The sequence below is a fragment of the Bradyrhizobium sp. LM2.9 genome, assembly GCF_054056555.1.
Genome location: NZ_JBSRYJ010000002.1, coordinates 970,164 through 981,620, shown reverse-complemented (window position 1 = coordinate 981,620; position 11,457 = coordinate 970,164). Strand labels below are relative to the sequence as shown.

General features: G+C 62.1%; 12 protein-coding genes. 8 read left to right on the top strand and 4 right to left on the bottom strand.

Translation table 11 applies throughout. From position 1 onward, the window contains the following. The first annotated feature begins 146 nt into the window (after positions 1 to 146). The 4 genes from ACVWW3_RS06070 to ACVWW3_RS06055 all read left to right on the top strand — a co-directional run bounded on the left by ACVWW3_RS06070 (position 147) and on the right by ACVWW3_RS06055 (position 4,527). On the top strand, positions 147 to 839 hold the full coding sequence (locus tag ACVWW3_RS06070) for a GntR family transcriptional regulator (protein ID WP_456652058.1): 693 nt from the start codon (positions 147 to 149) through the stop codon (positions 837 to 839). Positions 840 to 917: 78 nt separating this feature from the next. After that, on the top strand, positions 918 to 2,651 hold the full coding sequence (gene oxc / locus ACVWW3_RS06065) for an oxalyl-CoA decarboxylase (RefSeq protein WP_456650615.1): 1,734 nt from the start codon (positions 918 to 920) through the stop codon (positions 2,649 to 2,651). A gap of 64 nt (positions 2,652 to 2,715) precedes the next feature. Then, a complete protein-coding gene (frc, locus tag ACVWW3_RS06060; protein WP_456650616.1) occupies positions 2,716 to 3,993 on the top strand; it encodes a formyl-CoA transferase in 1,278 nt (425 codons plus the stop codon). A 351-nt stretch (positions 3,994 to 4,344) separates the two neighbouring features. Further along, on the top strand, positions 4,345 to 4,527 hold the full coding sequence (locus ACVWW3_RS06055) for a hypothetical protein (protein ID WP_247444991.1): 183 nt from the start codon (positions 4,345 to 4,347) through the stop codon (positions 4,525 to 4,527). A 66-nt stretch (positions 4,528 to 4,593) separates the two neighbouring features. Here ACVWW3_RS06055 and ACVWW3_RS06050 read toward each other — a convergent pair whose 3' ends face one another. From ACVWW3_RS06050 to ACVWW3_RS06040, 3 genes are all read right to left on the bottom strand, one after another. Next, the gene (locus tag ACVWW3_RS06050) at positions 4,594 to 4,818 is read right to left on the bottom strand and encodes a hypothetical protein (RefSeq protein WP_354044482.1); all 225 of its coding nucleotides are present in this window, start codon (positions 4,816 to 4,818) and stop codon (positions 4,594 to 4,596) included. Positions 4,819 to 4,872: 54 nt separating this feature from the next. Continuing rightward, positions 4,873 to 5,115 (bottom strand): transcriptional regulator, encoded by a 243-nt coding sequence (locus tag ACVWW3_RS06045; protein WP_247350006.1) that lies wholly within the window; start codon positions 5,113 to 5,115, stop codon positions 4,873 to 4,875. A gap of 97 nt (positions 5,116 to 5,212) precedes the next feature. After that, positions 5,213 to 5,422, bottom strand: coding sequence for a cold-shock protein (locus tag ACVWW3_RS06040; RefSeq protein ID WP_007593324.1), 210 nt, complete (start codon positions 5,420 to 5,422; stop codon positions 5,213 to 5,215). 466 nt (positions 5,423 to 5,888) lie between these two features. Here ACVWW3_RS06040 and ACVWW3_RS06035 point away from each other — a divergent pair, with 466 nt between their 5' ends. After that, a complete protein-coding gene (locus tag ACVWW3_RS06035; protein WP_354044488.1) occupies positions 5,889 to 6,332 on the top strand; it encodes an SRPBCC family protein in 444 nt (147 codons plus the stop codon). Positions 6,333 to 6,458: 126 nt separating this feature from the next. Here the strand turns inward: ACVWW3_RS06035 and ACVWW3_RS06030 are convergent, their stop codons facing one another. Further along, positions 6,459 to 7,790, bottom strand: coding sequence for an Hsp70 family protein (locus tag ACVWW3_RS06030; RefSeq protein WP_456650617.1), 1,332 nt, complete (start codon positions 7,788 to 7,790; stop codon positions 6,459 to 6,461). A gap of 301 nt (positions 7,791 to 8,091) precedes the next feature. Here ACVWW3_RS06030 and ACVWW3_RS06025 point away from each other — a divergent pair, with 301 nt between their 5' ends. The 3 genes from ACVWW3_RS06025 (at position 8,092) to oxlT (ACVWW3_RS06015) (ending at position 11,330) form a co-directional block, all read left to right on the top strand. Then, positions 8,092 to 8,229 carry a hypothetical protein gene (locus ACVWW3_RS06025; protein WP_247496438.1) on the top strand — a complete coding sequence of 46 codons (138 nt, stop codon included), beginning with the start codon at positions 8,092 to 8,094 and terminating at the stop codon, positions 8,227 to 8,229. Between the two features lie 236 nt (positions 8,230 to 8,465). Continuing rightward, positions 8,466 to 9,752 carry an oxalate/formate MFS antiporter gene (gene oxlT, locus ACVWW3_RS06020; RefSeq protein WP_247350002.1) on the top strand — a complete coding sequence of 429 codons (1,287 nt, stop codon included), beginning with the start codon at positions 8,466 to 8,468 and terminating at the stop codon, positions 9,750 to 9,752. A gap of 255 nt (positions 9,753 to 10,007) precedes the next feature. Further along, positions 10,008 to 11,330: an oxalate/formate MFS antiporter gene (oxlT, locus tag ACVWW3_RS06015; RefSeq protein WP_456650618.1), complete on the top strand. Its 1,323-nt coding sequence runs from the start codon at positions 10,008 to 10,010 to the stop codon at positions 11,328 to 11,330. The last annotated feature ends 127 nt before the right edge of the window (positions 11,331 to 11,457 follow it).

The window sequence follows — 11,457 nt, the reverse complement described above, 5'->3', positions numbered from 1 at the left end:
CTTAGAATGCTGCAAAAAATAGGCAGCTTGACATTCTGGTATTTGGTATGCCAAAAACTTTCCGGTTAATATTCCTGTAAAAGACGACTCCCACTGGAGGAGATTCGTCGTGTCACTGCGGAAACCAACCAAAGGCGTTGCCGAACATGGCCGAGGCAGATATCGCAATCGTTCGTATTGCCCCGGAGAGCAGCTTCAAGAACAAGGCGTATGACGCCTTGAAGCAAGCTATCCTCAAGATGGACATCTACTCGACGCCCGAGCCGGTGATGCTCGACGAGCGCGCGCTATCCGAACGTCTGGGTGTGAGCCGCACGCCGATCCGCGAAGCCATCGCGATGCTCGAGCAGGACGGTTTCGTGAAAACGGTTCCGCGCCGCGGCATCATGGTGGTGCGAAGGACCAAGACCGAGATCGTGGACATGATCCGCGCCTGGGCGGCGCTGGAGAGCATGGCGGCCCGCCTCATCACCACCACCGCGCGCAAAAAGGACATCACGGCGTTGCGCGACTACTTCAAGGATTTCGGCAAGGACCGCCTGCCCGAAGATCACGTCGAGGAATATTCGCGCGCCAACATCGCCTTCCACCAGGCGCTGATCTCGCTGTCGGAATCGCCGGTGCTGGTCGATCTCACCAACGACCTGCTGCTGCACGTGCGCGGCTATCGGCAGCTGACGATCGGACGGAAGGACCGCACCGCGACGTCGCTACCCGAGCATCTCGGCATGATCGAAGCCCTGGAGGCGCGCGATACCGAACTCGCCGAAAAGCGCGCCCGCGACCACACCCTTGGCCTTGCCGCTTACGTCGAAGCGCATGGTCAGGAACTCTTCTAGCCAGCAACGTTCACCAGAAGGGCGAGGCATTCGCCCCCAAAGCCGAAACGGCATCTTGAGACCAGGGAGACAAGGCCCATGCTGAATACCGCGACCAAGTCCGAAGCACCGGGCACCGAGCAGGAATTGACGGATGGTTTTCATCTCGTTATCGACGCGCTCAAGCTGAACGGCATCAACACGATCTACAATGTGCCGGGCATCCCGATTACGGATTTGGGCCGCATGGCGCAGGCGGCCGGTATTCGCATGATCTCGTTCCGCCACGAGCAGAACGCCGGTTATGCGGCGGGTATCGCCGGCTACCTCACCAAGAAGCCCGGTATCTGCCTCACCGTCTCCGCGCCCGGCTTCCTCAACGGTCTCACCGCGCTCGCGCACGCCACCACCAACTGCTATCCGATGATCCTGATCTCGGGCTCCTCCGAGCGCGAGATCGTCGACCTCCAGCAGGGCGACTACGAAGAGATGGACCAGCTCGCGATTGCCAAGCCGCTGTGCAAGGCGGCTTATCGCGTGCTGCACGCCCAGGACATCGGCATCGGCCTGGCCCGCGCCATCCGTGCCGCCGTCTCCGGCCGTCCCGGCGGCGTCTATCTCGATTTGCCGGCAAAGCTATTCGGCCAGGTGATGAACGCCGATGCCGGCCGGAAGTCGCTGGTCAAGGTGATCGACGCGGCTCCCGCGCAGATCCCCTCGCCCGCTTCGATCAAGCGCGCGCTTGATGTTTTGAAGAACGCAAAACGTCCGCTCATCATCCTCGGCAAGGGCGCGGCCTACGCGCAGGCCGACGAGGAGATCAAAACCTTCGTCGAGAAGAGCGGCGTCCCCTTCCTGCCGATGAGCATGGCCAAGGGCCTCCTCTCCGACACCCATCCGCTATGCGCAGGTGCTGCTCGCTCGACGGTGCTGAAAGAATCCGACGTCGTGCTGCTGATTGGCGCCCGGCTGAACTGGCTGCTCTCGCACGGCAAGGGCAAGAACTGGGGCGAAGCGCCCAAGAAGTTCATCCAGGTCGACATCGAGCCCAGGGAAATGGACTCCAACGTCGAGATCGTCGCACCGGTCGTCGGCGACATCGGCTCGGTCGTCTCCGCCTTCAACCAGGCGATGGCTTCGGGCTGGACCGTCCCGCCGACCGAATGGACCAAGGCGATTTCGACCAAGCGTGAAGAGAACGTCGCCAAGATGGCGCCGAAGCTCATGAACAACAAATCGCCGATGGACTATCACGGCGCGCTCGGCGTGCTGAAGAACGTGATCAAGGATCATCCCGAGGCGATCCTCGTCAACGAGGGCGCCAACACGCTCGATCTCGCCCGCGGCGTCATCGACATGTACAAGCCGCGCAAGCGTCTCGACGTCGGCACCTGGGGCGTGATGGGCATCGGCATGGGCCAGGCGATCGCGGCAACGCTTGAGACCGGCCACCCCGTGCTCGCGGTGGAAGGCGACAGCGCGTTCGGCTTCTCCGGCATGGAGGTCGAGACCATCTGCCGCTACAATTTGCCGATCTGCATCGTCATCTTCAACAATGACGGCATCTATCGCGGCACCGACGTCAACGGCGCTAATTCCGATCCGGCGACGACGGTCTTCGTCAAGGGTGCGCGCTACGACAAGATGATGGAAGCCTTCGGTGGCGTCGGCGTGAACGCGACCTCGCCGGACGAGCTCAAGCGCGCCGTCAACGAGGCGATGGCCTCGGGCAAGCCGACGCTCATCAACGCGGTGATCGATCCGGCTGCAGGTTCCGAGAGCGGCCGCATCGGCAACCTCAATCCGCAGAGCGTTCTGCAGAAGAAAAAGTAAGTCCTCCCCTTCAACCCTTTATTCCCTGCGGTTGGCAGGGGCAGACAGAGTACGGAGCAACACGATGACCAAAGCGCTTGAGGGCGTTCGCATTCTCGACTTCACCCACGTCCAGTCCGGACCGACCTGCACGCAGCTGCTGGCCTGGTTCGGCGCCGACGTGATCAAGGTGGAACGTCCGGGCGTGGGTGACATCACCCGTGGCCAGCTGCAGGACATCCCGAACGTGGACAGCCTGTATTTCACCATGCTCAACCACAACAAGCGCTCGATCACGCTCGACACCAAGAACCCCAAGGGCAAGGAAGTCCTCACCGAGCTGATCAAGAAGTGCGACGTGCTGGTCGAGAACTTCGGCCCCGGCGTGCTCGACCGCATGGGCTTCCCGTGGGAGAAGATCCAGGCGATCAACCCGAAGATGATCGTCGCCTCGATCAAGGGTTTTGGTCCCGGACCGTACGAAGACTGCAAGGTCTATGAGAACGTCGCGCAGTGCACCGGCGGTGCCGCCTCCACCACCGGCTTCCGCGACGGTCTTCCGCTGGTCACCGGCGCACAGATCGGCGACAGCGGCACCGGTCTGCATCTGGCGCTCGGCATCGTCACCGCACTCTATCAGCGCACCCATTCCGGCAAGGGCCAGAAGGTCACTGCCGCGATGCAGGACGGGGTGCTCAACCTCGCGCGCGTCAAGCTGCGCGACCAGCAGCGCCTCGCCCATGGCCCACTGAAGGAATACAGCCAGTTCGGCGAAGGCATTCCGTTCGGCGATGCCGTGCCGCGCGCCGGCAACGATTCCGGCGGTGGCCAGCCCGGCCGCATCCTGAAGTGCAAGGGCTGGGAGACCGATCCCAACGCCTACATCTACTTCATCACCCAGGCCCCGGTCTGGGAGAAGATCTGCGACGTGATCGGCGAACCGACCTGGAAGACTGATCCGAACTACGCCAAGCCGGCCGTCCGCCTGCCGCGCCTGAACGAGATCTTCGGCCGCATCGAACATTGGACGATGACCAAGACGAAGTTCGAGGCGATGGAAATCCTCAACAAGGACGACATCCCCTGCGGCCCGATCCTGTCGATGAAGGAGATCGCCGAGGACCAGTCGCTGCGCGCGACCGGCACCGTGGTCGAGGTCGACCACCCTACCCGCGGCAAGTACATCTCGGTCGGCAACCCGATCAAGCTGTCGGACTCCCCAAGCGACGTGGCGCGCTCCCCGCTGCTCGGCGAGCACACCGACGAGATCCTGCGCAGCGTACTCGGCTTCTCGGACCACCAGGTCGCCGACATTCACAAGTCCGGCGCGCTCGATCCGCCGCAGAAGCAGGCCGCGGAGTAAGCGGAGCCACCCGAGAAAACAGAAGGCCGCCGGTTTCGGCGGCCTTTTTGCTGGCGCCGAGATGAACCATGTCGCGCAATCGGCACGTTTCCTGGGTTGACCCGCCAAAGCGAATAAGGACTAATCTTGGGGAACCGATGCGGCAGCCGGCCGTTGTTATCTCGACCGGTGTGCTCTCAAATGCGGGCGTGCCGCGGCCATAGCGAGTGACTGAACGCCTCGCAAAAGACCTGCATACCGCTGAAGAACTGGCCGCCTTCTCCCTGGAAGGCGAGGCCTAATCATGCAGGATGCGAGACGAAGGCGTCGCGTCCCGGTCGAACCACGAACGTTGATGAAAGTGAGATCGAAATGTTGAAAGATCAATCCCCTGATCGCGCCAAGCGTGAAGCCAACAAGGCGTTCAAGCCAACCACAACCCAAAAGCCGGTGAATGATTATGCGAAGGACCAGAACTCCTTCAACGAGAACCGGGAGCGGCTGAAAGCCGAGCGATTGGCCCGCGAAGCCAAGCCGGGAAAAGATTCCGATTAGGAGCCGCTCTGAACCAGCTTCCGATCGCAAACGCGCTGGAAGCCTGGCATCGAAATCGACCCCGATCTAAAGCATCGAGAGCACGACGATCCCGTCTTCAAGCTCGCCTAGGGCCAGCCGAGTCCGCGCGACGCGCTCTAATTCCGTTCGGTTCTTTTGAAGATAGCTGAAGGCCTGCTTCTGCGTCAGGAACGTGGTGGCAAGTCGACACATTTGCCGGCCCGCGCCAAGCGCGAGAAAGAAAGTGATTGTGCCACCGCTGTCCGACTTTATTCTAGGCACGACCCGCACTCTTTGGCATGTGACCGGCCCTCTCCAGATTTTCGTCGGCGCTTTTAGTGCCGGCTATGGCGGCAGCTTCTTCTTGCGCTTCGCGGGGGCAGGCGCCGGCAACGACGCTTGAAGGGTCGCGTCGGCCGCTTCCTTGGCCCGGCGCAGCTCTCGAAGCCGCGCCATGTTCTTGCGAACATCGACGGCTTGCTTTTCGGCATCCGCCATGGCTCGCACGCCTTCTTCGGCAGCCAAACGCTGACGATTGGTGCGCGCGATGGCTTCAGGTGATGGTTCGGCCGATTTCCTGGCGCTCATTATTCACCCTGCTCTGCAACAGACAAAACCCGCTCAATCCTGGGATCGAGCGGGTGGCGTGGCCGTTTCAGTACATCCGTGAAACGGCACCAGGGCTTTAAGCCAGCGAGAGATTCTCTGCGCTGACCTTGCCCCGCATCTTGTCGGTCTTGAGCTCGAAGTTGACCTTTTGGCCCTCTGCGAGACCCGCAAGACCAGCCCGTTCGACCGCGCTGATGTGAACGAACACATCATTACCACCGTCGTTCGGCTGAATGAATCCAAAGCCCTTCTGGCCGTTAAACCACTTCACAGTACCTGTTGTCATTTTCTTCTCCAAAGCGCATACGCGCGCGCCCCGCGCGATAGTCACGCAGAACCAAGTCAATTCGTCGATGTCTATGGAAAAGGAGCCCGCGGGCGCATTCAACAAGGCACAGCGGCTGAACGAACAGCTCTAACGTATACCACATCTGCCTCATTTGCAAGGCTTGGGCGGATTCCAAGGCGCTTGGCCAGCCTTCATGGCTTGGCCAGCCTTCAAGGCTTGGCCGGATTCAAGCATTGGCCGGACCCCATGCCTCAGGAACTCGACGGCGAGATACGCCCGCGTCAGGACGGACGGAGTAGGCACGATGCCGCAGGATGGCGGCAGTCTGCCAGCTCTCGCCAGGCATCCCCTATAGAAATTCGAGACGCCCTGTCGGATCGGAACTATCTCGTTCGTCATCTAGACATGAATGGGCAATAGACGCTGAGGTCGAGCCCGGCGATTTTCATGAGGAAGAACGATCATGCCCAGCACTGTCCGCCTGCACCGCGTTCTCTCGACCAGCCCCGAGAAAGTCTATCGCGCTTTTCTGGAGGCGGATGCGCTGGCGAAATGGCTTCCGCCGAATGGCTTTACTTGCACCGTGCATCATTTCGAGCCGAAGGTCGGGGGCACGTTCAAGATGTCGTTCCGTAACTTCACGACGGGCAACAGCCACGCCTTCGGCGGCGAATATCTCGAGCTCATCCCCGGCGAACGTCTCCGCTACACCGACAAGTTCGACGACCCCAATCTGCCGGGTGAGATCCAGGTGACGGTGTTGCTGAAGAAAGTATCCGTCGGCACCGAGGTGGATATCACGCAGGCCGGCATTCCCGACGTCATCCCGCCGGAGGCCTGTTATCTCGGCTGGCAGGAGTCGCTGCGGAATCTGGCGAAGCTCGTCGAGCCCGAGATCAACCAGTAGCGTCCCAAGCGGAGCCGAGCGCGCGCCAAAGGCGGGCGTCTCGAAGGATGGGCGGCAGAGAACAGCCTTGAATGCGATAGTCCTGTCCGGAAGCGGGGCAAGCAATCGAGCCCAGTCTCACAGCGCTTACGCGCCCACCCTCGACTCCAGCCCGCCGCTTGCGGTCCAGCGCTCCGGGTCGGGACTGTGTCCGATCAAGGCCAGGCCGTAGGCAATCGACTCGAATTGGTCGCCCGACATCAGCCGTTCGTTGCCGAACCGCTCGGCGAACAGTTTTCGGACAGCGGGCACGAAGGACGTGCCGCCGGTCAAAAACACCTTCTCAATTTCGCGCGCGGTGATGCCGGCTTCGCCCAGCACCTTGTCGACGGTGGCCCCGAGCCTCGCGATATCGTCGGTAATCCAGGCTTCAAAATTCTTCCGTGTAATGGTCGAGCCAATGTCGACCCCGCCGCCCTTGAAGCGGAACTCGACCTGATCCTGCGCCGACAACGCGACCTTGGCGTCGGACACCGCGCGGTACAGCGAAAAGCCGAGGTCGAGATCGACGATGGTGATGAAGTCCTCGAGCAGAGCCGGCTTCACCGCCGTGCGCGCAAGCTCCCGGAGCTCGCGCAGGTCGCCGTTGCTCTTCATCATCGCGAGCTGATGCCAGCGCGCGAGATTGGTGTAGTGGCCGGTGGGGATCGGCAGCACCTTGTCGAACGAGCGGAAGCTGGAGCCTTTGCCGAGGCGCGGCGAAACGACGTGGTCGACGATGCGGTAATCGAAGGTGTCGCCCGCAATGCCGATGCCGGCATGGCCGAGCGGCTCGGCACGCAAGCTGCCGCCTTTGCGCGAGAAACGCATCACGGAGAAATCGCTGGTGCCGCCGCCAAAATCCGCGACCAGCACGGTGGCGTCGCGCTCCAGCCGGCGGGCGAAGGAGAACGCGGCGCCGACCGGCTCGTAGACATAGCGTGCGTGACCGGCGCCAAGGCGCTCGAACGCGGCCCGGTAGCGCTGCATCGCCAGCGCTTCGTCGGGATTGCCGCCGGCGAAACGCACCGGGCGGCCGACCGTGATGGTCGACGTCTCGAAGCCGAATTTGTCGCCGCCATGGCGCGCCAGCGTCCGCAGGAACGCCGCCAGAATATCCTCGAATTTGTAGCGCTGCCGGAACACCTGGGTGGTGTTGAAACTGCTGCTCGCTGCGAAGGTCTTGAACGACTGGAGGAAGCGGTAGACGTGGCGCCCTTCGAGGAACTGCTCGATCGCCCAGGGGCCGCCTTCGGCCTGGGCCCCGGCTCCCGGCCGGTCCTCCCAGAAGCACAGTGCCGAGACAAAGACGCTGTGGCGCTGTCCGCCATGGTCGAAGCGGATGGCCTCGACCCGGCGGTCGTCCGCTGCAATCGCTACGACCGTGTTGCTGGTCCCAAAATCGATGCCGATCGAGACGGCGGGCGAGGCGCTCGACATGAACCACTCTGACAGATGATTGGAAGGGGGCAGACCACTAACGGCTTTGCCTTGCCCTGCCAAGACCTTGCCCTCTCAAGACCTTGCCCTGCCAAGACCCTGCCGGACCGCCAAACACCGCGTTTCGGCTGTCCAGGAGGACTTTAAGCGCGAAACGGGTCCCGTTAACCCCGTGTCATGCTGCAATGCGGGATGACGTATGCTGCTATGCAATGGCATGCATAGACAGTGGCATCTGGTATACATAGATTGATCTTCGAAATGAGACAGCAATACTGACCGTCTCAAGAAGGGATCTCCAATGTCCAAGTCGGCTGCCGTCGCTCTCGCACCGTCCTCCTCGCTGTTCGCCCGCCTGATGGCCACGATCGACCGCCTCCTGATGGCGAGCGCGGAGATTTCGAATCACAACGGCGACCTCCCCCGTTTCGGCCTGTAAGCCCGCGCTGCCGAGCAGCGCGACGGTTTCAGACCGGTTCGCATACTACTTTTGATGAATGGCCCCGCAGGACGGGGCCATTTCTACTTGTGCTGGCCTGAGTCACAGCCGCAACCGGTCAAGGTACTGCGGCATTTGCGCACGGTGACCGGACCAGCGCTTGAAGCTTGGCATAATGCATACAAGAATGCCGTCCCAGCGCTCGCAGAAAAATGAGAGGCGCCACGGGAGGCTTTATGACGGACATGGTGCAAGCAACCGCCCCTACAGCTGCGCGCGTTAGCGACACGTATCGCTGGACGCAACTGGCGGTCGGGGTCGGGGCGATGGTGATGATCGCCAACTATCAATACGGCTGGACGTTCTTCGTCCCCGACATCCAGAAGAAATTCGGCTGGGATCGCGCGTCGATCCAATGGGCCTTCACACTGTTCGTGCTGTTCGAGACCTGGCTCGTGCCGGTCGAAGGCTGGTTCGTCGACAAATACGGCCCGCGCCTCGTCGTACTCATCTGCGGCGTGCTGTGCGCCATCGGCTGGGCGATCAATGCCCAGGCCACCACGCTCAACGGCTTCTATCTCGGCATGATCATCGCGGGCATCGGCGCGGGCGGCGTCTATGGCACCTGCGTCGGCAACGCGCTGAAATGGTTTCCTGACAAGCGCGGCCTTGCCGCCGGCATCACGGCTGCCGGCTTCGGCGCGGGCTCCGCGCTCACGGTCGCGCCGATCCAGGCGATGATCAAGGATAGTGGGTTCCAGACCACCTTCCTCTATTTCGGTCTCGGCCAGGGCATCGTCATTTGCATCCTCGCCTTCTTCCTGCTCGCGCCGAAAGCAGGTCAGGTGCCGAGCGTGGTCGCGAACGCCGCGCTGGTGCAGACGCGCCGCAACTACCAGCCGACCGAGGTCCTGCGTCAGCCGATCTTCTGGCTGATGTACTTCATGTTCGTGATCGTCGGCGCCGGCGGCCTGATGGTGACGGCGAACCTGAAGCCGATCGCGCTCGACTGGAAGGTCGACAACGTGCCGGTCACGCTGATGGCGGTGACGATGACCGCGGTGACTTTCGCGGCCACGATCGACCGCGTGCTCAACGGCCTGACGCGTCCGTTCTTCGGCTGGATCTCCGACATGATCGGCCGCGAGAACACGATGTTCATCGCCTTCGGTATGGAAGGCATCGGCATCTGGATGCTCTACCTCTGGGGCCACGATCCGCTCTGGTTCGTGCTGCTCTCGGGCTTCGTGTTCTTCGCCTGGGGTGAGATCTACTCGCTGTTCCCCTCGACCTGCACCGACACGTTCGGCGCCAAGTTCGCGACCACCAATGCGGGCCTGCTCTACACGGCGAAGGGTACGGCCTCGCTGCTGGTCCCGATCGGCAACTACATGCAGCAGTCGTCGGGCAGTTGGGACCACGTGTTCATCATCGCGGCCGGCGCCAACATCCTGGCCTCGGCGCTGGCGATCGCGGTGCTCAAGCCCTGGCGCAAGGTCGTGGTCGCGCAATCGACTATCTGACACACGCTCCAAAAGCGCTTCTTGCGCAAAACGCCCGGCCTCAGGCCGGGCGTTTTCGTTTTGCGCGAAGCTTTCGCGAGCCCAATTTTTCCCAATGGAACCCGCCTTTTGTCACTAGGGCGCCAAGTTAGGGCTTGCAATCTGGAATATGGTATACCAAGATCCCCGCCGCGCTTGCGACGATAAGCCACAATATTGCGACATCAGGTCATCTTGCAACCGGTGTCGAACAGACAGGCGCTTGGGAGGTTCTTGATGATTTCCGGCACCGACGGCGCCGTCACGGCCGCGCCTCTTCGCACAGGTTTCCGTTGGCTCCAGCTCGTCATGGGCATCGTCTGCATGGCGATGATCGCCAATCTGCAATACGGCTGGACGCTGTTCGTCGATCCGATCGATCATACGCACCACTGGGGCCGCGCCGCGATCCAGCTCGCTTTCACCATCTTCGTCGTCACCGAAACCTGGCTGGTGCCGATCGAGGCCTGGTTCGTCGACAAATACGGCCCGCGCCTCGTCATCATGTTCGGCGGCGTCATGATCACGCTGTCGTGGATTCTCAACTCCTACGCCGATAGCCTCACTTTGCTCTATGCGGCCGCGATCATCGGGGGCATGGGCGCGGGCGCGGTGTACGGCACCTGCGTCGGCAACGCGCTGAAGTGGTTTCCCGATCGCCGCGGTCTTGCCGCCGGCGCAACTGCCGCCGGCTTCGGCGCAGGCGCCGCGCTCACCATCGTGCCGATCGCGACCATGATCGCAACGAGCGGCTATCAGCACGCGTTCTTCACCTTCGGCATCGGCCAGGGCGTGATCGTCTTCGTGCTCGCCTTCTTCATCCAGCCGCCGCGGATTTCGATCCCGCCGAAGAAGAGGCAGCTCAATCTGCCGCAGACCAAGATCGACTTCACCCCGCCGCAGGTGCTGCGCGCCCCTATTTTCTGGGTGATGTATCTCGTCTTCGTCATGGTCGCCTCCGGCGGCCTGATGACCGCGGCGCAGATCGCCCCGATCGCGCACGACTTCAAGATCGCCGACACGCCGGTGACGCTTGCAGGCTTCCAGATGGCGGCACTGACGTTCGCGATCTCGCTCGACCGCATCTTCGACGGTTTCGGACGCCCCTTCTTCGGCTTCGTCTCCGACACGATCGGCCGCGAGAACACCATGTTCATCGCCTTCGGCACCGCCGCGCTGATGTTGCTGACGCTGTCGTCCTATGGCCACGTGCCGGTCGTCTTCGTGCTCGCGACCGCTGTCTATTTCGGCGTGTTCGGCGAGATCTACTCGCTGTTCCCCGCCACCTGCGGCGACACCTTCGGCTCGAAGTTCGCAACCACAAACAACGGCATGCTCTACACCGCGAAGGGCACGGCATCCCTGCTCGTTCCGCTCGCCAGCGTGATCTCGGCGACGTACGGGTGGAAAGCCGTGTTCGTGGTCGCGGTGGCGCTGAACGCGACGGCGGCGCTGATGGCGCTGTTCGTGATCAAGCCGATGCGCCGTTCCTTCATCCTCGGCAAGGAAGCCGAGAGCGTCAACGCCGCGACGGCTAACGCCAAGACCGAGACGGCGTAACGGCCACACACCTTGCTCGGTTGAGACAGGGGCGCAGCGATGCGCCCCTTTCTTTTTGCTTTTGGGGAACGGCAAACGTCAGCAGTGCTGCCGCAAGATTTTTTCGGATCAGCCAAATCCAACGCTT